This is a genomic window from Microbispora corallina (genome assembly GCF_016863035.1).
In the GTDB taxonomy this organism is placed as follows: domain Bacteria; phylum Actinomycetota; class Actinomycetes; order Streptosporangiales; family Streptosporangiaceae; genus Microbispora; species Microbispora corallina.
Map to the genome: position 1 here is coordinate 1 of NZ_BOOC01000026.1, position 21,566 is coordinate 21,566.

A 21,566-nucleotide genomic window follows, 5' to 3' on the forward strand; every position below is an offset into this window, starting at 1 on the left:
CGGGACCGGCGGGCCCGCGCCGTCGGACGGCGGCCCGCCGGCCGGCCCGGTCAGGGCCCGCAGCACCGTGTCGCCGATGACGTCGATCGCCGCCGCTACCCCGGCGCTCTGCGGCATGAACGCCGGGCCCCGCGCGGAGGCCAGGACGACGCCGTCCTCGCGGACCAGGGCCACGTCGGTCTTGCTGTTGCCCCCGTCGACCGCCAGCACCGTGCGGAGCGGGCGGCCGTCGGCCGGTGCGGGAGCGGTCACCGGGACACCGCCCACGGCAGGAACGAGCGGTTGGCGTCGACGAGCCGCCGGGCCAGCTCGTCGGCGGGGCCGGCCTGGCCGATCAGGGGATGGGCCAGCAGGGCGTCCCTGACCCGCTCCTCGCCCCCCTGGATGGCCGCGTCGAGGGCGAGGCTCTCGTACGCGGACACGTGTGCGATCAGTCCGCGGTAGAGCGGCTCGACCGGGTCCACGGGCAGGGGGGTGGCGCCGCGAGCGTCCACCCGGGCCGGGACCTCGATGACCGCGTCGTCGTCCAGGAACGGCAGCGTGCCGCCGTTGCGGGCGTTGACCACCTGCACGTCGCCGCGGTCGCCGACGAGGGAGGCGACCAGCGCGACGGCGGCCTCGGAGTAGAACGCGCCGCCGCGCTTCTCCAGGAGCTCCGGCTTGGTGTCCACCGAGGGGTCACCGTACATCTCCAGCAGCGCCGACTCCATGGCGGCCACCTCGGCGGCACGGGACGGCTTGGTCCGCTGCTCCTCCACGACGGCGTCGTGCAGGTAGAAGTACCGCAGGTAGTACGACGGCACGGAGCCGAGGCGGCGCAGCAGCCAGCCCGGCATGCTGAGGTCGGCGGCGATCTCCTCCGCGTGGTCGGCGAGCACGCCCGGCAGGACGTCCTCGCCGTCGAGGTAGACGGCCCGCTCCCAGGTCAGGTGGTTGAGGCCGACGTGCCCGAGCGAGACGCGCTCGGGGGCGACGCCGAGGGCGGCCGCGAAGCGGCGCTGGAAGCCGATGGCGACGTTGCACAGGCCGATGGCGCGGTGGCCCGCGTCGAGCAGCGCCTTCGTGACGATCCCGACGGGGTTGGTGAAGTCGACGATCCAGGCGTCCGGGGCGAGCCGGCGCACGGTCTCGGCGATGTCGAGCACGAGGGGGACCGTGCGCAGGGCCTTGGCCAGCCCGCCCGCCCCCGTCGTCTCCTGGCCGACGCACCCGCACTCCAGCGGCAGCGTCTCGTCGACGTCGCGCGCCGCCTGGCCGCCGACGCGGAGCTGGAGGAGCACGGCCCCGGCGCCCTCGACGCCCTCCTCGGCCCGGGTGGCGGTGGTCACCCGGGCCGGATGGCCGGCCCGGGCGAGCATCCGCGTGGCCATGCCCGCGAGGAGCCCCAGCCGGCGCTCGTCGGGGTCGACGAGGGCGATCTCGGACAGTGGGAGTTCGTCGCGCAGGCGCGCGAAGCCGTCGATCAGCTCCGGCGTGTACGTGGAACCGCCCCCGACAACGGCCAGTTTCATGTGGTGTATGGCGCCTCGTCCGCGGACGATCCCCGGGCGGGGCGCCATCCTCCCTTCGTCTTCTCGTGTGATGCCTGGTTCTGCGGCCGGCCGGTCACTTGACGCCGGTGAGCTTCACGCCCTCGATGAAGACCTTCTGGGCGAAGAAGAACACGACGATCACCGGCGCCATGGCGAGGATGGTCGCCGCCATGGTGAGGTTCCACTGGACGCGGTGCACCGACCGGAAGGCGGCCAGGCCCAGGGACAGCGTCCAGTTGTCCAGGTCGGTCCCCGCGTACAGCAGGGGTCCGTAGTAGTCGTTCCAGCAGTAGAAGAACTGGAACAGGGCGACGGCCGCGATGGCCGGCCGGGCCATCGGCAGGATGACCCGGATGAGCGTGCGGAACTCGCCGCAGCCGTCCACCCGGGCCGCGTCCGAGTACTCGCGCGGGATCGTCACGAGGAACTGCCGCAGCAGGAAGATCGAGAACGCGTCGCCGAGGAGCATCGGCAGGATCAGCGGCCACAGCGTGCCGGTCAGGTGGAACCGGGCCCAGATCAGGTAGATCGGCACGGCCACCACCTGCGGCGGCAGCATCATCGTGGTGATCACCAGCAGGAAGGCCAGCTTCCTCCCCGGGAAGCGGAACTTCGCCAGCGCGTACGCCACGGGGATGGACGACACCAGCATGAACACGGTGGCCAGCACCGAGTACAGCAGCGTGTTGCGGATCCAGGTGAGCAGCGGCGCCTTCTCGAAGATGTCGGCGAAGTTGCCCCAGTTCCACGTGTGCGGCCACAGCTGCGAGGTGAGGGCCTGGTGGTCGTCCATCAGGGCGGTCAGCGCGATGAAGACCAGCGGGCCGAGGAACATGACGGACAGCGCGATCGCCACCGCGTGCTTGGCGATCCAGAAGAGCGTGGCCCTCCCCCTGGGGGCGCGCGCGGCCGGACGGGCGGCCACCTGCGGTGGGCGCGCGAGGGTCGTCGTCATGCCTCCTCCTCGGCGAAGCCGCGGAACTGCCGCAGCAGGATGAGCGTGAACACCATCGACACCGCGAACAGCACCAGCGCCAGCACGCAGGCGTAGCCCATGGCGAAGTCGCGGAACCCCTGGTGGAACAGCCACTCGGGGAAGGTCAGGGTGGACTGGTCGGGGTAGCCGGGGACGAAGACCGACCCGGCCGAGTCGGTGGCGCCGGAGGCGACGCGGGCCGCGACCATCGCCTGCGTGAAGTACTGCAGGGTCTGGATGACGCCCGTGACGGTCGCGAACATCAGCACCGGGCGGATGACCGGCAGCGTGATGTGGACGAACTGGCGCCAGGCGTTGGCGCCGTCGAGGGCGGCGGCCTCGTACAGCTGCTTGGGGACGTCGAGCAGGGCGGCCATGAAGATCACCATGAGGTCGCCGACCGACCACAGGCCGAGCATCGTGAGCCCCCACTTCGACCAGGCGGGGTCGCCGAACCAGTCGGGGGAGTCGATGCCGACGGCGCCCAGGATGGCCTGCACCGGGCCGGTGCCCGGGTTCAGCAGGTAGACGAACCCCAGCGTCCCGGCGACGAGCGGCACCAGGGACGGCAGGTAGAAGATCGTGCGGAACACCCCGGCGCCCGCCTTGATCTTGGTGATGAGCTGGGCGACCCCGAGGCCGAACAGCACCCGCAGCGGGACCATCACCACGACCAGCCACAGGGTGTTCCTGATGGCGGTCCAGGCGGCCTCGTCGCGCAGGAAGTACCGGTAGTTCAGCAGCCCGACGGGCTCGAGCGTGAACAGGTCGTACCGCTGGAAGGAGAAGTACACCGTGGACAGCAGCGGGTAGAGGAAGAAGACGGAGAACCCGACGAGCCACGGGGACAGGTAGAGAAGGGCGCGGAGGTTGGCGCGGCGCCGCCCGCCCCTGAGGGCGGACGGCACCTCGTGCCTGCGGCGCCCGAGCGCCGTCGATGCCATGGGTCAGCCGCCCGCCGTCAGCTTGAGCTTGTCGTTGATCTTCTTGTCGACGTCGGCCAGCAGCGCGTCCAGGTCCTTGGCGCGGCCGGACTCCCACTGGATCTGGGCCTCCTGCAGCGTCTGCTGGTTGAAGACGGCGTTGATGTGCGCCGGCTGCGTGGTGCTGTTGGGGTTGGCGAAGATGTCGAGGAACGTCTGGAAGTTCGCGTCCTTCTTCAGGTCGGGCGACTGGAGCGCGGGCAGCGTGCTCGGCACGTTGCGGATCGCGTTGGCCAGGCCGACGAGCGCGCCGGTGTCCGTGGTCAGGTACTTGACCAGTTCCCAGGCCGCCTCGGGGTGCTTGGCGCCGCGGGGGATGCCGATGATCGTGCCGGTGATGAACCCGGCGCCGTACCGCTGCGCCTGGTCGTCGGCGACGGGCATGGGCGCGGTGCCGTAGTCGACGTCGGGGGCGTCGGAGGCGAGCATGGCGTTGCGCCACTCGCCGTCGATCGCCATCGCGACCTTGCCCTTGTTGAACGGGTTATCGGCCGACCACTCGTCACCGAAGCTCTTGCGGAACTTCTCCAGCTTGTCGTAGCCGAACCAGTCGACCAGGTCCTTCTGCCACGTCATCAGCGTCTTCCACTGCGGGTCGGAGCCGATGGCGGAGGTGCCGTCCGGGTTGGTCCACTTCGCGCCGACCATCACGCCGGTGTGGATCGGGGCGTTCTCGTACATCTGGCTGGTGGGGACGAAGCCGGCCACCTTGATGTTCCCCTGGGCGTCCTTGACCGTCAGCTTCTTGGTGAGGTCGGCCAGCTCGCTCAGCGTCTTCGGCGGCTCGTTGCCCTTCATGAGCTTCTTGTTGTAGTAGAGGCCGTACGCGTCGGCGAGCATGGGCATCACGCACCGCTTGCCCTGGTACTGGGTGTACTCGGCGATCACCTTGGGGAACAGCGCCGCCGGGTCGATGTTGCTCGCCTTGAGGTACGGGTTGAGGTCCTGGAAGATCCCGGCCTTGCAGAACTGGGCGACGCTGTCGGTGGTGAACGACAGCGCGACGTCCGGCGGGTTGCCGCCGCGGACGGACTGCAGGATCTGGTCGTCCTGGACCGCCTTGGTGGCCTTGACCGTGATCCAGGGGAACTTCTGCTTGAACCCCGCGAGTGTGTCGTCGAACGCCTTGAGTTCGTTGTCGGCGCTGAAGCCGTGCCAGAACTCGATCGTCACCGGATCGTGGCTGGTCGCGCTGGGGGCGATGCTCGGGGCGCTGTTCTCCGTCCCTGCCGTGCAGGCGGTGAGAAGGGCCAGGCCGGCCGCGGCGGAGATGGCCAGCAGTCGTTTCACGGGGGTGCCTCCCTGGTGCGTGAGGTGGTTCAGGAGGGGATGGACGAGGTGCGCCCGGCGTCGCGTTCGCCGCGGTCGTGCGCGCCGCGCCCCGGGGCGGCCTCGCGCCGGTTGACCGCGCCGAACAGCTCGTCGCGGGCCGTGTCGAGGGCCAGGTCCAGGGCTCCGGCGAGGACGGGGTTGCCCTCGACGGTGGACAGCCGCAGCCGTGGCCGCGGGATGGTGAGTGCGTGCAACTCCTGCTCGACCAGTTCGCGCAGGATCTCCCCGCCGGCGAGCAGCACCCCGCCGGACAGGACGACGATCTCGGGGTCGACCACCGCGGTGATCGACGCCAGGCCGAGGGCGAGACGCCGGGCCACGTCCCGCAGGGCCTCGCGGGCGATGTCGGCCCGCTGGCCGCCGCGCGCGATGGCCCGTACGGCGTTCTGCACGGCCCCGGCCGGGGTCGAGCCCCGCACGCCGTGGGAGCGCAGGGTGCTGAGCACGGCCGGGCCGCCCGAGAGGGCCTGGAAGCCGTGCTTGGCGCGCTTGCCGACCTCCCGGGCCGTCGGCGCGCCGATCACCGGCATGTAGCCGACCTCGCCCGCGCCTCCGGTGGCCCCTCGGTGCAGGCGGCCACCGAGCACGAGCGCGGAGCCGAGGCCCTCGTCGGCCCACAGCAGCACGTAGTCCTGGTGGCCCCGGGCGATCCCCCGTGACTGCTCGGCCTGGGCCACCAGGTTCACGTCGTTCTCGACGTCCACAGGGACGCCGATGCCGTCGCGGAGCGTTCCGACGAGGTCGGGGATGTGCCAGCCGGGGATGTGGGCCGCGTAGCCGAGCCGGCCGGTCGACGGGTCGATCGCGCCGCCGATGCCGATCACCACACGGCTGAGCGCGCCCGGGTCCACCCCCGCCGGCTCGCAGACCCCCGCCAGCGCGCCCCGCACGCGCTCCACGACGTCGCCTCCGGCCCGTCCGGGCGTGGGGAGCCGGTGGCGGGAGACCACGGTCCCCGTGATGTCGGCGACCTCCGCCGCGATCCGCGTCGGGGTCACGTCCAGCGCCGCGACGTGCGCCGCGCGGGGGTTGATCCGGTACAGCTCCGCCGTACGGCCGGGCAGGCCCTCGCGGATGCCGTCCAGGACCACGAGCCCGGCGTCCTGGAGGCGGGCGAGCAACTGGGAGGCGGTCGGCTTGGACAGCCCGGTCAGCGCGCCCAGCTCGGGCCGGGTGAGCGGCCCGCGTTCGAGGAGGACCATCAGGGCCGCGCGGTCGTTGATCGCGCGCAGCAGGCTCGGCGTCCCCGGGGTCGGGCGGCTCATCGCGGGCCTCCGGGCCGCGCCGTCCCGTCAGTGGCCGGGCGGCGGCGCCGCAGGGGCCCCGGTGATGTGTCGATCCGCGTCATCACGGCTCGTCCTCCAGAAGACGAGTTAGGAAAGTTTCCTAACTTGAGAGGAAGGTAAGGACAGCCATCCGGCCCGTCAAGTGCTCGAACACGCTCGAAACCGAGCTGTGACCGAGGTAGCCCCAACCTGTTGCCGACCGGCTTCGCGACCGGTCCGGCGGGACGGCGATGCGGGCCGCGCCGCCCGGCCGACGTAGAATCTGGCGGCCTATGCCGAAGTCTTCAGCGGGCGAGCTGGCCCGCGAGCAGGAGTACGTCGCGGCGCTGTACGCGCGCCTCGACGTGCTGCGTGTACGCACCCGCGGACAGCTCGACGAGGTGCTCGCCCAGGGGGCGTCGGGCACGCACCAGAACCGCTCCGAGCGCGACTCGTTCGCCGGGATGTACGCCCAGCGGCTGGCCCGGCTGTGGGCCGTCGAGAGCGGGCTGTGCTTCGGCCGGCTCGACCACGCCGACGAGAGCCGGCTGTACATCGGCAGGATCGGGCTGTCCGACGACGACCAGCACCGGCTGCTGATCGACTGGCGGGCCCCCGTGGCCCAGCCGTTCTACCGGGCGACGCCGGCGGCCCCGATGGGCGTCACCCGCCGCCGCCACCTCTACACGCGGGGCCGTGCCGTCACCGGCATCGACGACGACCTGCTCGATCTCGACCGCCTCGCCGACGCCGACCGCGCCACGCTCAACGGCGAGGCCGCCCTGCTGGCCGCCCTCGGGGAGAGGCGCACCGGCCGCATGCGCGACATCGTGGCGACGATCCAGGGCGAACAGGACAGGATCATCCGCGGCGACCTGAACGGCGTGCTGGTCGTCCAGGGCGGTCCCGGGACCGGCAAGACCGTCGTCGCCCTGCACCGCGCCGCCTACCTCCTCTACACCTACCGGGAGCGCCTGGAACGGCGGGGCGTGCTGATCCTCGGGCCGAACCCCACCTTCACGCGCTACATCGACCAGGTGCTTCCCTCCCTGGGCGAGACGGACGTGCTGCTGTCGACCGTCGGCGAGCTCTTCCCCGGGCTGTCCGCCCGCCGGCGCGAGACCCCCGAGGCCGCCGCGACCAAGGGCGCGATCCGCATGGCCGACGTCGTCGCGGCCGCGGTGCGCGACCGGCAGCGGATGCCGCGCAAACCGGTCGAAATCCGGCTGGACAAGTTCACTCTCACGCTCGACCGGCAGACGCTGGACGCCGCCCGGTCGAAGGCCGTGCGCTCGCGGCGGCCGCACAACCAGGCGAGGGCGGTGTTCGTCCGCCACCTGCTGACCGCGCTCACCCGTCAGGCGGCGCGCCACCTCGGGCGCGGCGTGCTCGACGAGGACGACTTCGCCGACCTGCGCGAGGACCTGCGCACCGAGGAGCCGGTGCGGGTGGCGCTCAACCGCCTCTGGCCCTACCTCACCCCACAGCAGCTGCTGATCGGCCTGCTCACCTCGCGGGAGCGGATGACCAAGGCCGGGCTGTCGGCCGCCGAGGCCGCGGCCCTGCTGCGCGAGCCTCCCCGGCCCGGCGAGGACTGGTGGAGCGAGGCCGACGTCCCGCTGCTCGACGAGGCCGCCGAGCTGCTCGGCGACATCGACGAGGGCGTGCTGCGCGCGGCCCGCAGGGCCGAGGAGGAGCGCGAGGAGCGCATCGCGTACGCCCGGGAGGTGCTCGAGCTCACCGGCCTGGCCGACGTCATGGACGCCGAGCGCTTCGCCGAGCGGCAGCAGGCCGACGAGGTCTACCTGACCACCGCCGAGCGCGCGGCCCGCGACCGCACCTGGGCGTTCGGCCACGTCATCGTCGACGAGGCCCAGGAGCTGTCGGAGATGGCCTGGCGGACCGTCATGCGGCGCTGCCCGAGCCGGTCGATGACCATCGTGGGCGACATCGCCCAGACCGGCTCCGCGGCGGGCGCCGCGAGCTGGGGCCGCGTCCTCGACCCGTACGTGCGGGGCCGCTGGCGGGAGGAGGGCCTCACCGTCAACTACCGGACCCCGGCCGAGCTCATGGAGGTCGCGGCCCGCGTCCTCGACCTCGTCGGCCCCGATCTCAAGGCCCCCGAGTCCGTACGGGAGACGGGGCGGCGGCCGTGGGCGCTGCGGGTGGACGACCTCGGGGAGATCGGCCCGGTGATCCGCGACGAGATCGTCGAGGGCGGCCGCCTCGTCGTGATCGTCCCCGCGCCGGAGCCGTCGTCCCCCTCCGGGGAGACGGTGACGGACGCCGTGGCGCGGGCGGTCACGGCGGCGGTGCCGGACGCCGCGGTGGGGCCGGGCCCGGCGACCCTCGACGCGCCGGTCGCCGTCCTGACCGTGGCGGACGCCAAGGGACTGGAGTTCGACTCGGTCGTCGTCGTGGAGCCCGGCCGCATCCTCCGGGAGTCGCCGCGCGGCCCGAGCGACCTGTATGTCGCGCTGACCCGGGCCACGTCCCGGCTCGGCGTGATCCACACCGGTTCGCTGCCCGACGTCCTGTCGGGGCTGGCGGATCGAGGGCACTGAATGAGGGCACTGAATCGAGGGCACTGATCCGGACATCGCCGGGGCTCGGCGCAGGTGCCCGGACATGAACCGAACGGCCCCCATCGGTGCCGCTCGCGTAGCCTGTCCTACCTGCGAAAACTTGGTGTTTCCGCTGATCGGGAGCTGGTTGACATCTGCGCTGAGGTCGGTAGTTTGCTGCGGAGTCCAGCACGGGACTGACCGGTTGGCCGTCTTTGGCGTCACCGGATTCTGCGTCCGTGACGGAGCGTGACTCCGTCTGCACAGCCAGGCGCAGGCCGGTGGTCCGCCGGGCCGGGGCACCCCAGCCGGCCGGGGGGTTGGACCCAGGAGGGGCCCGGACGCCCAGTAGACAACGGAGCTCCGCGCCCGCCGCCGACGGGACGGAACCGGTCCGAAGGGCTGTCCGGGCCTCCTTCCGCCCCCTGAGCCGGGGCCGCCCTCGCGCGGCGGCTCCTTGCGGGATGGCGCCCGTGTGAGGCGCGGACCCTCCCTTGTCGGCCGGGCGGGCTCTCGGAGGCCGTGAGCGGCTCGCGCGAGGGGCGCGAAGCTCCGTGGGCGCTGTGAGCGGCCCCGGCCTCGTCCCTCCACAGGTGCGCCTCCCCGCGCACGCCCCGGCGTCCACCGGCCGTAGAGTGACGGAAGTCCGGCCGGGCGCGCTTCACCCGGCCCGCGAGCAGGCCGGCGGCCGATCGCGGGCCGCGCCGCGTGCGCTCGCGCCGAGCGGGCAGAACCACACGCGAGGAGAAGACCGTTCCGTGGCACTGAAGATCGCCGGCGAGTCGCCGTCGTCCGCCCCCGCGGCGCGCGCGGCCCGGGTGCCGCACGCCCTCGTCCGGCTCGCCGGGTCCGTCGCGGGCGGGCTGGTCCTGTTCCTCGCCTTCCCTCCCATCGGCTGGTGGTTCTGCGCGCCGGTCGGGGTGGCGCTGCTCGCCCTCGCGCTGCACGGCGTCCGGGTGCGCCGGGCGGCCTGGCTGGGGTACGCCGGGGGGTTCGCCTTCCTGCTGCCCACGCTGGCCTGGGTCCGCCCGATCGGCGACGACGCCTGGCTGGCCCTGGTGGGCATCGAGAGCCTCTTTTGGGCGGGCCTGGCGTGCGCGGCCGTCCTGGTGATGCGGCTGCGCCTGTGGCCGCTCTGGGTGGCCTGCCTGTGGGTCCTGCAGGAGTGGGCGCGGGGGCGCTTCCCCGTGGGCGGGTTCCCGTGGGCCCGGCTGGCCTTCAGCCAGGGGCGGTCGCCCTACACCGGCTTCGCCGCCCTCGGCGGCGCGCCGCTTGTAAGTTTCACGGTCGCCCTGACCGGCGCCCTGCTCGCGTACCTGGTCATCCGCCTGGTCCCGCGCCCTCGGGCGGACCGGGTCGTTGCCGGAACGGTCCTCGGCGCGATAGCCGTACCAGTACTGGGGCTCGCGGTGCCCCTGCCGGGCGACGAGGGCAGGACTGTGCGGATCGGTGTCATCCAGGGCAACGTGCCCGGTCGGGGGATGGACTTCCTCGGCGACGAGCCCGCGGTCGTGCTGCGCAACCACGCCGACGAGACGCACCGCCTGGCGGAGGCGGTGCGGGCCGGGAAGCTGCCCCGGCCGGACATCGTGGTGTGGCCGGAGAACTCCACCGACATCGACCCCTACCAGAGCGAGTTCGCCCGCGAGGTCATCGACTCGGCCGCCAAGGACGTGGGGGTCCCGATCCTCGTCGGCGCCGTCGTGAACATCGGGGCCGACCACCGGGTGACCCGGGGCCTCGTCTGGGATCCGGTGACCGGACCGGGGGCCTATTACGACAAGCGGCAGCTCGTCCCCTTCGGGGAGTACACGCCGTTCAAGGACGTGATGCTCGCGCTGTCGAAGCGGGCCGCCCTGGTCGGCAGGCAGTCGCTGCCCGGCGACCGGCCCGGGGCGCTGCGGATGGGCCCGGTCACGGTCGGCACCGTGGAGTGCTACGAGGTGGCGTTCGACGGCGTGGTCCGCGACACGGTCGAGGCGGGCGGCACCCCGCTGGTCGTGCAGACGAACAACGCCACGTACGCCCTCACGAACCTCCCGCCGCAGCAGCTCGCGATGTCCCAGCTTCGGGCGGTCGAGCACAACCGGGCCGTGATCACGGCCGCGACCACCGGCATCTCGGCGTACGTCGACCCCGCGGGAAGGGTCGAGTGGCGGACCCCGGAGCTGGTTCCGGGGATGACCGTCGTCACCGTCCCGATCAGGACGAAGAACACGCTGGCCAGCGAGGTAGGTGCGCTACCCGAGTGGACTTTGATACTGATGGGAGCCGGAGCGGCGGCGGCGGCGATCTCTTGGCGGAGGAAAAGCTGATGGAGCGGACTCCCGGGCGCGTTCTCGTGATCGTCCCCACGTACAACGAGCGGGAGAACCTGCCCGTGATCGCGCGGCGGCTGCGGGCCGCCCTCCCTGACGTGCACCTCCTGATCGCCGACGACGACAGCCCGGACGGCACGGGCCGGATCGCCGACGAGCTGGCCGAGCAGGACGACCACGTCCACGTCCTGCACCGGCCGAGGAAGCAGGGCCTCGGCGCGGCCTACATCGCCGGGTTCCGCTGGGGCCTCGACGAGGGCTACGACGTGCTCGTGGAGATGGACGCCGACGGCTCCCACCAGCCGGAGGAGCTGCACAAGCTGCTCGACGCCGTGGCCGACGGCGCCGACCTCGCCATCGGCTCCCGCTGGGTGCCGGGGGGCAAGGTCGTCAACTGGCCGTTCCGGCGCGAGCTGCTGTCCCGCGGCGCGAACGTCTACGTGCGGACCATGCTCGGCATCCCCGTCCGCGACGCGACCGCCGGCTTCCGCGCCTACCGCGCCTCCACGCTGGAGAAGATCGGCCTCGACGACGTCGAGTCCCAGGGCTACTGCTTCCAGGTCGACCTCACGCTGCGGACCGTGCGGCAGGGCCTGCGGGCCGCGGAGGTGCCGATCACGTTCGTCGAGCGCACCGTGGGTGCGAGCAAGATGAGCCGGGACATCATCCTGGAGGCCTACTGGCGGGTGACGGTCTGGGGGTTCGCCGGTCTGCGCGACCGGTTTCGCCAGAGGCGATAGCTCTCGGGCCTCCCCGGAGGAACCAGGCCAGGCCCGGGGACGTTGACCACGTAGTACGGCTGCCGTGTGAATGAGGCATGTGATGCTGCGGATCGGGCTTTTCCTCGCGTTCCTGGTCGTTCCCGTCCTGGAGATCTGGTTCCTGATCCAGGTCGGGTCGGTGATCGGCGGATGGCAGACGGTCGCCCTGCTGATCGCCGACAGCCTCTTCGGCGCCTGGCTCGTGCGCCGGGAGGGCAGGCGGGCTTGGGCGGCGCTGCGCAGCGCCATCCAGTCCGGCCGCATGCCGGACCGCGAGCTCGCCGACGGCGCCATGATCGTGGCGGGTGGCGCCCTGCTGCTGACCCCCGGCTTCCTGACCGACGTCTTCGGGTTCTTCCTGATCCTGCCGTTCACCCGTCCGCTCGCCCGCCGCTGGCTGTCGTGGTTCCTCGGCCGCCGGGTGCGGGTGCTGGCCGACAGCTCGCCGTACGCGCCGCTCTTCGGCCGGGGCGGCTTCCCGCGCGGGTCCGGGCGGGGGTCTGACGGCGGGTCCGGTGGGGCTTTCGGCGGCTTCGGCGGGACGCGGGCCGGTGACGGCGCCTCGGGAGACGGCCGGCGAGGCCGCGTCGTGACCGGCGAGGTCGTCGGCGACGAGGCGGACGACCCCCGCCCCCGCGACCTCTGACCGCGCCCCGCGGCCTTCGACCGTGCCGGGTGACCCCTGCGTGCCGAGTGACCTCGGCGTGCCAGGTGCCTTCTGACCCGTCTCGCGGGTGCGGCGACCGGACCGATGCCGCGCCTCACGGGTGCGCCGGATGAGCGGGGCTTGACGGGCCTCACCCGTGCGGACCCGGGGCGTCGTCGACGTCCCAGTGCAGGCGGTCGACCACGGCGAGCACGCCGTTGATCCGCTCGGCCATCCGGACGAGGATCCGGGCGTCGCCGCGGCGGCGCATGTGCCCGGCCAACGTCACCACACCCTCGGAGGCCGAGACCGACACCTCTGACGTGTCGGCCCACAGCGGACCCTCCAGCAGGTCCTCCCGCACCTCGCGGACGATGTCGTCGTCGCTCCTGGCGAACACCTTGAGCAGGTCGTGCCGGCTGACGATCCCCTCCAGGCGCCCCTCGTCGTCGACCACGGGCAGCCGCTTGACGCCGTGCTCGGCCATCAGGCGGGCCGCGCTCACCACGCTCGTGTACGGCCGTACGGTGACCGGGGGCGCCGACATCAGCTCGGCCGCCGTCTCGCCGTGGGCCCGGTCCTCGCGCCTGCCGCCCCGCCGCGAGGCCTGTTCGCGCAGCCGCGCCCGCAACGGCGGCCGGTAGCCCTCCCGGTAGAACTGGTCGCGGAACTCCTCCTTGCACAGCAGGTCCGTCTCCGACACCACCCCGATGACGTGGCCCTCGCCGTCCACCACCGGCACCGCGCTGACGCCGTGGGCGATCAGCACCTCCGCCACGTCGCGGAACGGCGTGCTGCCGTTCACGGACGCCGCCTCCCGCGTCATGACGTCCCGCACCTTCATGTGCATGCCGGCCCCCTCGGCTCACCCCCGGTCACCCATGTCGTTCCCGCCCCACCGGCCTGTCCACCCGGCGACCTGCGGATTCACGGCCGAAAGTCCCTCCGGGCCGGGACCTTCACCGCTGACCGGGAACGGCGGATCCGGGCAGGCTGGCACTGAGACAGGGAGGCGGGTCATGGCGACGCAGGTGAAGGACGTCATGGGCAGGGTGGCGGTAGCGGTGCGGATGGACGCGTCGTTCGCCGACCTGGTCCAGACGATGCGGCGGTTCAAGGTCGGGGCGGTCACCGTGATCGACGCCGACAGGCGCCCGGTGGGCGTGGTCTCCGAGGACGACATCCTCCTCAAGGAGATCGACACCGGCCACGGCATGTTCGACGGCCCGCGCCGGCGGGACGAGCACCGCAAGGCGGCGGGCGCCACGGCCGGCGAGATCATGACGCGCCCGGCCATCACGGTCACCGGCGGGACCGGGGTGCGCGACGCCGCCCGGCTCATGCACCGCAACCGGGTGAAGCAACTGCCGGTGATCGATCCGGTGACCGGCCGTATCCTGGGAACAGTCCACCAGAGCGACCTGCTGCGGGTGTTCGACCGGCCCGCCGGGGAGATCCGGGCCGACATCGAGGAGATCGCGCGTCGGCTGGACGTCGACCTGACCGGCCTGACCACGACGGTCGACGCCGGGGTCGTCGCGTTCAAGGGGTTCGTGCGCAACCGTTCGCAGATCCGGCCGTTCCTGCACGCCGTACGGCGGGTGGAGGGCGTCATCGAGGTGGACGCGGACCTGGGCTTCGTGGTCGACGACCTGCTCGTGGCCCCGCCGCTCCTCTAGGCAGGCGGTGTCCGGCGTGCGTCTCGCGAGCCGTCTTCTCGGGGCGCGACGCGACCGCCCGCCGAGGAGCGGGCCCGGCGCCGGCGCGGAGGGAGAGATCATGAACACGCGGACAACCGGTGAGATCGCCGCCGCCGCCCGGGAGGCGGTCGAGACGGCCCTGTGGGCGCCGTCGCTCCACAACACGCAGCCCTGGTCGTTCACCGTGTCCGGCGACGAGATCGCCCTGCGGGCCGACCCCGACAGGAAGCTGCGCGTGGCCGACCCAGATGGGCGCCAGATGCTGATCAGCTGCGGCGCGGCCCTGTTCACCGTGCGGATCACGCTGCGCGCGCTCGGGTTCACACCGCACGTGCGGGTGCTGCCCGAGCCGCAGCGGCCGCTGCTGCTGGCGACCGTCCGGGTCCGCCCCGGGGAGCCGCCCGGCGAGCACACCCGGCTGCTGCACGCCGAGATCGAGCGCCGCCGCACCCACCGCGCGGGCTTCACCGCCCTCGACGTGCCGGAGCCGCTCGTGAAGGCGCTCGTGTCGGAGGCGGCCGCGCAGGGGGCGCATCTGCTCGCCGTCCAGTCGGAGCCGACCGCGCGCGTGCTGGCGGCACTCACCGCCGCGGCCCAGGAGGTGCAGTCGCAGGACCGCCTGTACGGCCTGGAGGTGATGCGGTGGGCGCGGCCGCCGGGCAGCGGCTGCCGGGACGGCGTGCCCTCGACGGGCTACCCGACCGCGCCCCGTCGCGTGCAGCCGCAGCACTTCGCGCAGCGCGACTACGCCCGCGGCCAGCAGTGGGGAAGCGACGACGACCAGGGGCTGCACGCCTCCACCGGCCTGGTGGCCCTCCTCACGACGCCCGGGGACGCGCCCGCCGACTGGCTGGCCGCGGGGGAGGCGCTGCAGCGGCTGCTGCTGCACGCCTCCGCGTACGGCCTGAGCGCGGCGTTCCACGCACAGGCGCTGGAGATGCCCGAGCTGCGGGAGTTCGTCCGGACACGGCTGTGCTCCGGCGAGCACCCGCAAATGATCATGCGGCTGGGCTTCACGGTCCACGAGGCCGGCAGCGTCCGGCGTGCCCCGGACGAGGTCGTCGAGGGGGCGTGAGCGTCGCCTCCGGGCATCGGGTCATTCCGCCAGAGCGCTGACGGACAGCCGGTTGCGCGCGGGTTCCGCGATCGCGGCCCGGCGCTCGTCGCCGCTGAGGACGACGGACACGCCGTACCCCTTCTCCAGGGTGAACCGCGACACCTGGACGCCCGTCTCCAGGTCCCAGACGGACGCCGGGCCACCGCCGCCCGGGGGCTAGAGGACGAGGCCCGGGCGAATCCCCACGCCGGGGGAATCGCCCGGCGCGTCAGCGCAGGCGCCTGCGGTACGGCGAGGGAGGCGGGGCGGCCGGAGCGAGGCGTACCCGGGCTCCGGTCGCGACCGCGCCCGCCGGCGTGACGACGACGGGGTCGAGGGCGAGCTCGGCGATCTCCGGGAGGTCGTCCATCAGGCGGCCCACCTGGACGATCTGATCCTCCAGCGCCTCGACGCACACTCGCGGCCGTCCGGACCGGCCGAACAGCAGGGCGGTGCACCGCAGCTCGCCGATCATCCGGACGGCCTCGGCCCGGTCGATGGGCGGCACCCGGAACGCGTGGTCGGTGACGCCCCCCGAACCGGCCGGCCCGATCGTGATCAGCGGTCCGAAGGCGTCGTGGGCCACGCCGCCCACGATCATCTCGACGGCCTCGGCGGCGGCGTCCTGGACCCCGGCCGCGACCGAGGGGGTCACGTGGACGCCGTAGCAGGACAGCAGCGCCGCGGCGAGCGGCTCGTCCAGCCACCGGCCGTCCGGGTGGGCCGTCAGGTCGCGGTCGACGATCTCCCGGGCCGCCCGCGCGTCCACCTCGGGAGGGGCGGCGTCGCACATCGGCGGCCCGGCCCTCCGGGAGGCGTACTCGACGGCCCGGGACAGGGCGTGGACGGCCTGCTCGGGGAACGCGTACGCGGGCACGCGGTCGCCGATGAGCCCGTCGTGGCCCATCACGCAGGCCAGCACGGTCAGCGGGGAGCCGGAGGCGGCCGCGGCGACGGCGTCGCGCGTCGCGTCGAGGCCCGACCCGAACGGCGGCGTGTAGACCGCGAGCACCGCGTCGACGCACGGGTCGGCGAGGACGGCCTCCAGAGCGGCCCGGTACTCCCCGGCGTCGCCCCCGGCCGTGAGGTCGACGGGGTTGGCGACGGCCGCCGCCGGGCGCAGCCGCGCGCGCAGGGCCCGCTGGGTGGCGGGGGACAGCTCGGGGACGAGCAGGCCGCGCCGCGCGCACGCGCCGGCGATCGTCGCCTGCGCGTCGCCGGAGTTGCCCACGATCGCCACCCGGTGCCCGGCGGGCGGCGGTTGAAGCGCCAGCAGGCGGGCGGTGTCGAGCAGGTCCCGCGCGTCGTCCTCGCGGATGACCCCCGCCCCCCGCAACAGCGCGTCGAGGGCCACGTCCGGCGTCTCGGCGGCGGCCCCGACGCCCGGACGCGCGGCCGGCTCCGCCGGCGGGAGCGCGCCGACAGCCGCCGCGTCCGAGCACGCGACGGGGTCGGGTGCCGCGGCGCCCGCGTTGTGCGGGGGCGTGGCGGGGTCCAGGGCGTCCGGGCTCGCGACCACGATGACCGGCTTCTTCGCGGAGATCCTGCGGGCGATCCGGGCGAACCTGCGGGGGTTGCCGAACGACTCCAGGCAGAGGGCGACCACCCTGGTCTCCGGGTCGTCCTCCCACCATTCGAGCAGGTCGTTCCCGCTGACGTCGGCCTTGCCGCCGACCGACACGAACGAGGAGATGCCGAGCCCGAGCAGGCGGGCCCGTTCGACGAGGGCGATCCCGGACGCGCCCGGCTGCGACATCAGGCCCAGGTGGCCCGCGGGCGGCCGTCCGGGCAGGGCCGCCGCGTGGAGCGACGCCGCGGTGTTCACCACGCCGAGGGAGCCGGGGCCGACCAGGCGCATCCCCGCCTCCCGGCAGGTCCGCAGCAGCTCCCGTGCGGAGTCCCCGTTCCCGGCCTCGGCGAGCGGGCCCGGGACCGGCGACCCGGAGCTCACGACGACGAGCGCCCGGACGCCGTGGCGGGCGCAGTCCTGGGCGACCTCCAGCACCGCGGCGGGCGGGACGGCGACCACGGCGAGGTCCACCGGCCCGGGAACCGCGCCCAGCCCGGGGTAGGCCGGCAGCCCCGCCACCTCGGCCGCGTACGGGTTGACGGGGTGGATCGGCCCCGGGAAGCCGCCGTCGACGAGGGCGCGCAGGATCCGGTGGCCGGCACGGGCGGGGTCGCGGCTCGCGCCGACCACGGCCACCGAGGCGGGCGTCAGGACGTGGGCGAGGGAGTTGCGCTCGGCCTCGTGCGTGCGGCGCTCCACCTCCTCCAGGAGGCGGCCGTCGCGCAGCGGGGCGATCCGCACCTCGATCTCGCCCGGCTCGTGCCGCCGGGTCGCCGGCAGCCCGAGGTCGGCGAGGACCCGCAGCATCGGGCCGTTGCCGGGCAGCACGACCGCGACGAGCTCCTCCACGCCGCGCTCGGCCGCGTCCAGCGCGAGATGCTCCAGCAGCAGGGTGCCGAGGCCGTGCCCGTGCACCTCGTCGTCCAGCAGGATCCCGACCTCCGCCTCGGGGCGCTCGGGGTCGGGGAGGTACTCGGCCACCCCCACCAGCCGGTCCCGCATAAGCGCGACCAGCGCGCGGCCGGGGTGGCGGGGACCGGTGATCCGGTCCATGTACCCATGGGCGGTGGCCCTGCCGCCGGTGAAGAACCGCAGGTAGGCCGAGCGCTCGGAGGACCTGTCGACCAGCGCGTGCAGCGCCTCCCGGTCGGACGGGAGCAAGGGGCGGATCCGGGCGATGCCGCCGTCGCGCAGCAGCACGTCGCATCCGCCGCCGTCCGGGTCCGGGCGTCCGGTCGCGGAACAGGTCACGGGACGGGTCATGGTGGCAGCCTCGCCCGGCGCCGCCGCGTGTCCCAGGGGCGTCGTGCCCCCGGGTCCGGGACTGAGGTCCCGGATCCGGCCGGCGCCGTCACGGGTCGCATACCCCGTGACCGGCGGCGGCACGCGGATCGGGCGCTCCGGTCCGGGTGTGGACGGCCGCGTCCGGGGAAGTGGACGCCCGGCCGGTCGCACAGGACATACGTCCCGTTCCCGCGTGCCGTCCAGCCCTGCCGAACCCCTCTGGTCCGGCCGACGGTGGCCATGGGACCGTTCACGGAGGTGCGCCATGAGATCGCTGGCCGGATGGACGATGACGCGGGTGCGGCGCTACCGCCCCGACCGCAACCCGCTGCGGCGGCGCTCCGACCGGATCGAGGCCGCGCTGGCCGCCGTGGCGCTCGCCGCCGTCCTGCTGGCCCTGTGGCCCGCGCTGGCGGTCGGCCGCGTCGTGTACGACGCCGGATCGGCGGCCGAGCGGGTCGGGCCGTCCGTCCGGCAGCGGGTGCCGGCGGTCGTGGCGGCGTGGCCGCCGCAGACGCTCGCCGAGAGCCGCGCGCTGCTCGGGGAGGCGACGGTGCGGTGGACGCTGCCCTCGGGGGAGGTCCGCACGGGACGGGTGCCCACCGCGCTGCTGGTCCGGACGGGCTCGCACGTCGCCGTGTGGGTGGATCCGGCGGGCCGGCCCACCACGCCTCCTCAGGACCGTACGGAGACCGTGGCGCGGGCGGGGGCGGCCGGGTTCGGCGTGCTGGCCGCCGGGGCGGCGCTCGCGCTGTGCGTGTTCGCCGTGGGCCGGGCCGTGCTGGACCGCGGCCGGTACCGGGACTGGGACGACGCCTGGGCGGCCGCGGACCGCAGGTGGCGGCGGCCGAGGATCTGACCGCGGGACCAGAGGGCCGCCGGCGGGGCGTGCCGGAGGACGCGCCCCGCCGGCGGCCTTCCGCATTCCCGGCGAGCCCGCGCGAAGGACGAAGGTCCCGGCGGAGGGGGACCTCGGGGGCGTCCGGCCGAGCCCTATGGCACTGCTCCGCGAACGCCAGGAACGGTGTGATTGAGGTGCGACAGAAGAACGGACAGCAGTGAAAGGGGCCGGCAATGGCCACCATCGAAGGACGCCACGAGAGGGACCACCTCGACGGCGTCACCCCCCGCACCACGGTCACCGAAGCCGCCGCTCCCGTCCGGACGACCCCGGCCGAGTACGTCTGGGCGGTCGCCAGGATCGCCATCGGCTGGATCTTCCTGTGGGCCTTCCTGGACAAGATGTTCGGCTGGGGGTTCGCCACCCCCGCGAACAAGGCATGGATTCACGGCGGCAGCCCCACGACCGGCTTCCTCAAGGGCACCGCGGACAAGACGTTCGGCGGTGTGTTCGCCGACCTGGCGGGGCACGGCTGGGTCGACTGGCTGTTCATGCTCGGCCTGCTCGGCATCGGCGCCGCCCTCGTGCTCGGCGTCGGCCTCCGGATCGCCGCCGGGACCGGCACCCTGCTGCTGGCGCTCATGTGGGCCGCGGAGCTGCCCCTGACCACCAACCCCTTCCTGGACGAGCACATCGTCTACGCGATCGTGATCATCGGCCTGGCCGTCGCCGGCGCCGGCCGGACCCTCGGGCTCGGCCGCTGGTGGGGCGAGACCGCCCTGGTCCGCCGCCACCCCGTCCTCAAGTAGCCGTGACGCGGCCTCCAGGCCGAGGACGCCACAGGTGCCCGCCCCCACCCGGGGGGTGGGCGCCTTCGTCGTGCGGGTGGGACACTTCCGCTATGACGGACCACGAACCCCGGGTTCTGGTGCCGCACATGCGGCTGGACGAACTGCTGTCGGAGCTGCAGACACGGCTGGAGGCCGTGCTGGCCACCCGTGACCGTGTGCACGCGCTGCTGGAGGCCGTCGTCTCGATCGGCAGCGACCTCGACCTGGAGACCGTGCTGCGCCGCATCGTGGAGACCGCGACGACCCTGGTGGACGCCAGTTACGGCGCCATGGGCGTGATCGGCGAGGAGAACACGCTTGTCCAGTTCGTCCCGGTCGGCCTGAGCGAGGAGGAGATCGCGAGGATCGAGCACTGGCCCCACGGTCTCGGCCTGCTCGGACTGCTCATCAAGGAGCCGCGGACGCTGCGGCTGTCCCACATCTCGCAGCACCCCGAGTCGTACGGCTTCCCGCCCGGCCACCCGCCGATGGGCAGCTTCCTCGGCGTTCCCGTACGGGTCAGGGACGAGGTCTTCGGCAACCTGTACCTGACCGAGAAGCGCGGGGGCGGCGAGTTCGACGAGGAGGACGAGGCCATCGTCGTCGCCCTGGCCACCGCCGCGGGCGTGGCGGTCGAGAACGCCCGCCTGTACGAGGCGTCACGGCGCCGCGAGACCTGGCTCCAGGCCTCCTCGGAGATCACCACCCGGCTGTTGTCCGGCGCCGACCCGCAGGAGGTCCTGCGGCTGATCGCGCACCGGGCCCGGGAGATGGCCGACGCCGACGCGGCGGCGATCCTGCTTCCCGGCCCGCACGACACCCTCCAGCCCGTCCTGGAGGACGGCGAGTCCCTCCGCGTCCCCGCCGAGGCCGGCACAACCGGCGGCGCGGAGGCCGGGACGGGGTTGGGGGCCGGCGCGACCGGCACGGGGTCGGGGGCCGAGCGGGCCGCCCGGACGGTGCCGGTGGAGGGCTCCCTCGCCGGCCGGGCCTTCCTGCGCGGCGAGCCGCTCATGGTCGACGACCCGGCCGGCAGCGACCTGCTGCTCGCGTTCGGCGAGGGGCTCTCCCTCGGCCCGGTCGCCGCGGTGCCCCTGGGCGCGCCCGGGGCCGTCCGCGGCGTCCTGTCGCTCGTCAAGCGGCCAGGACGGATGCCGTTCAGCACCTCAGAGCTGCGGATGCTGCACGCGTTCTCCGGGCAGGCGGCCGTCGCCCTGGAGCTGGCCGAGGCCCGCAAGGACGCCGAGCGGCTCGGCCTGCTGGAGGACCGCGACCGCATCGCCAAGGACCTGCACGACGTCGTGATCCAGCGGCTGTTCGCGGTGGCCATGACGCTGATGAGCGCGGTCCGCCTGGTGGAGCGGCCCGAGGCGTCCTCGCGGCTGCAGACGGCGATCGACGAGCTGGACACCACCATCCGGCAGATCCGCTCGACCATCTTCGCCCTGCAGACCCCGCGCGAAGAGGGCGCCCCGAGCCTGCGCAGCCAGATCGTGGACCTCGTCGAGAACGCCCGCGGCCACCTCGGCTTCATGCCGGGGCTGAGCCTGGAGGGCCGCCTCGACAGCGAGGTGCCCGAGCCCGTCGCCGAGCACCTGCTGGCCGTCCTGCGGGAGGCCCTGTCGAACCTGGTCCGGCACGCCAAGGCGTCCCGCGCCGACGTGACCGTCCGGGCCGGCGACGGCCGGCTCACCCTCGTCGTGCGGGACGACGGCGTGGGCGTCCCCGAGACCGGGCGGCGCAGCGGCCTGCGCAACCTGGCGGACCGCGCCGAGGGGCTCGGCGGCGCCTTCGAGGTCACCGCGCCCGAAGGCGGCGGCACCCGCCTCGAGTGGAGCGTCCCCCTCGACGTCTGAGTGCCCGTCCGG

Annotated in this window: 17 protein-coding genes and 1 pseudogene; 9 read left to right on the plus strand and 9 right to left on the minus strand. The window is 73.8% G+C overall.

Annotated features, from left to right (window positions below):
* From Mco01_RS23880 to Mco01_RS23905, 6 genes and pseudogenes are all read right to left on the minus strand, one after another.
* Positions 1-252 (minus strand): annotated as a pseudogene (locus Mco01_RS23880) (hypothetical protein); the annotation flags it as partial.
* A complete protein-coding gene (locus tag Mco01_RS23885; protein ID WP_204059139.1) occupies positions 249-1,511 on the minus strand; it encodes a 6-phospho-beta-glucosidase in 1,263 nt (420 codons plus the stop codon). The gene Mco01_RS23885 and the pseudogene Mco01_RS23880, both read right to left, overlap by 4 nt.
* 94 nt (positions 1,512-1,605) lie before the next feature.
* On the minus strand, positions 1,606-2,487 hold the full coding sequence (locus Mco01_RS23890) for a carbohydrate ABC transporter permease (protein WP_204059140.1): 882 nt from the start codon (positions 2,485-2,487) through the stop codon (positions 1,606-1,608).
* Complete coding sequence (locus Mco01_RS23895; protein WP_051457574.1) at positions 2,484-3,452, minus strand: carbohydrate ABC transporter permease; 969 nt, start codon at positions 3,450-3,452, stop codon at positions 2,484-2,486. The genes Mco01_RS23890 and Mco01_RS23895 overlap by 4 nt, the downstream gene beginning before the upstream one ends.
* Before the next feature lie 3 nt (positions 3,453-3,455).
* A complete protein-coding gene (locus Mco01_RS23900) occupies positions 3,456-4,781 on the minus strand; it encodes an extracellular solute-binding protein (protein ID WP_204059141.1) in 1,326 nt (441 codons plus the stop codon).
* Positions 4,782-4,810: 29 nt separating this feature from the next.
* Entirely contained in the window at positions 4,811-6,088 is a 1,278-nt protein-coding gene (locus tag Mco01_RS23905) for an ROK family transcriptional regulator (protein ID WP_204059142.1), read from the minus strand.
* A 293-nt stretch (positions 6,089-6,381) separates the two neighbouring features.
* Between Mco01_RS23905 and Mco01_RS23910 the strand changes: the two genes are divergently transcribed.
* From Mco01_RS23910 to Mco01_RS23925, 4 genes are all read left to right on the plus strand, one after another.
* A complete protein-coding gene (locus tag Mco01_RS23910) occupies positions 6,382-8,652 on the plus strand; it encodes a HelD family protein (RefSeq protein ID WP_204059143.1) in 2,271 nt (756 codons plus the stop codon).
* Positions 8,653-9,410: 758 nt separating this feature from the next.
* Entirely contained in the window at positions 9,411-10,967 is a 1,557-nt protein-coding gene (gene lnt, locus Mco01_RS23915) for an apolipoprotein N-acyltransferase (RefSeq protein WP_239103872.1), read from the plus strand.
* The gene (locus Mco01_RS23920) at positions 10,967-11,710 is read left to right on the plus strand and encodes a polyprenol monophosphomannose synthase (protein WP_204059144.1); all 744 of its coding nucleotides are present in this window, start codon (positions 10,967-10,969) and stop codon (positions 11,708-11,710) included. Before lnt ends, Mco01_RS23920 begins: the two co-directional genes overlap by 1 nt.
* Positions 11,711-11,792: 82 nt before the next feature.
* On the plus strand, positions 11,793-12,377 hold the full coding sequence (locus Mco01_RS23925) for an FxsA family protein (RefSeq protein WP_239103873.1): 585 nt from the start codon (positions 11,793-11,795) through the stop codon (positions 12,375-12,377).
* 151 nt (positions 12,378-12,528) lie between these two features.
* Here the strand turns inward: Mco01_RS23925 and Mco01_RS23930 are convergent, their stop codons facing one another.
* Positions 12,529-13,227: a CBS domain-containing protein gene (locus Mco01_RS23930; protein WP_204059145.1), complete on the minus strand. Its 699-nt coding sequence runs from the start codon at positions 13,225-13,227 to the stop codon at positions 12,529-12,531.
* 169 nt (positions 13,228-13,396) lie between these two features.
* On the opposite strand from Mco01_RS23930, the gene Mco01_RS23935 reads away from it, so the two are divergent.
* Both Mco01_RS23935 and Mco01_RS23940 read left to right on the plus strand, forming a co-directional pair.
* Positions 13,397-14,056, plus strand: coding sequence for a CBS domain-containing protein (locus Mco01_RS23935; protein WP_204059146.1), 660 nt, complete (start codon positions 13,397-13,399; stop codon positions 14,054-14,056).
* 100 nt (positions 14,057-14,156) lie between these two features.
* Entirely contained in the window at positions 14,157-15,152 is a 996-nt protein-coding gene (locus Mco01_RS23940) for an Acg family FMN-binding oxidoreductase (RefSeq protein WP_204059147.1), read from the plus strand.
* A gap of 21 nt (positions 15,153-15,173) precedes the next feature.
* On the opposite strand, the gene Mco01_RS39865 is transcribed toward Mco01_RS23940, so the two are convergent.
* Together Mco01_RS39865 and Mco01_RS23945 are read right to left on the minus strand one after the other, a co-directional pair.
* On the minus strand, positions 15,174-15,296 hold the full coding sequence (locus tag Mco01_RS39865) for a hypothetical protein (RefSeq protein ID WP_275410557.1): 123 nt from the start codon (positions 15,294-15,296) through the stop codon (positions 15,174-15,176).
* 106 nt (positions 15,297-15,402) lie between these two features.
* Entirely contained in the window at positions 15,403-18,006 is a 2,604-nt protein-coding gene (locus tag Mco01_RS23945) for a bifunctional acetate--CoA ligase family protein/GNAT family N-acetyltransferase (RefSeq protein WP_204059148.1), read from the minus strand.
* Between the two features lie 286 nt (positions 18,007-18,292).
* Between Mco01_RS23945 and Mco01_RS23950 the strand changes: the two genes are divergently transcribed.
* From Mco01_RS23950 to Mco01_RS23960, 3 genes are all read left to right on the plus strand, one after another.
* Positions 18,293-18,886: an Rv1733c family protein gene (locus tag Mco01_RS23950; protein WP_204059149.1), complete on the plus strand. Its 594-nt coding sequence runs from the start codon at positions 18,293-18,295 to the stop codon at positions 18,884-18,886.
* A 215-nt stretch (positions 18,887-19,101) separates the two neighbouring features.
* Positions 19,102-19,677 carry a DoxX family protein gene (locus Mco01_RS23955; protein ID WP_239103874.1) on the plus strand — a complete coding sequence of 192 codons (576 nt, stop codon included), beginning with the start codon at positions 19,102-19,104 and terminating at the stop codon, positions 19,675-19,677.
* 92 nt (positions 19,678-19,769) lie between these two features.
* Positions 19,770-21,554 carry a sensor histidine kinase gene (locus tag Mco01_RS23960; protein WP_204059150.1) on the plus strand — a complete coding sequence of 595 codons (1,785 nt, stop codon included), beginning with the start codon at positions 19,770-19,772 and terminating at the stop codon, positions 21,552-21,554.
* Positions 21,555-21,566: the final 12 nt, after the last annotated feature.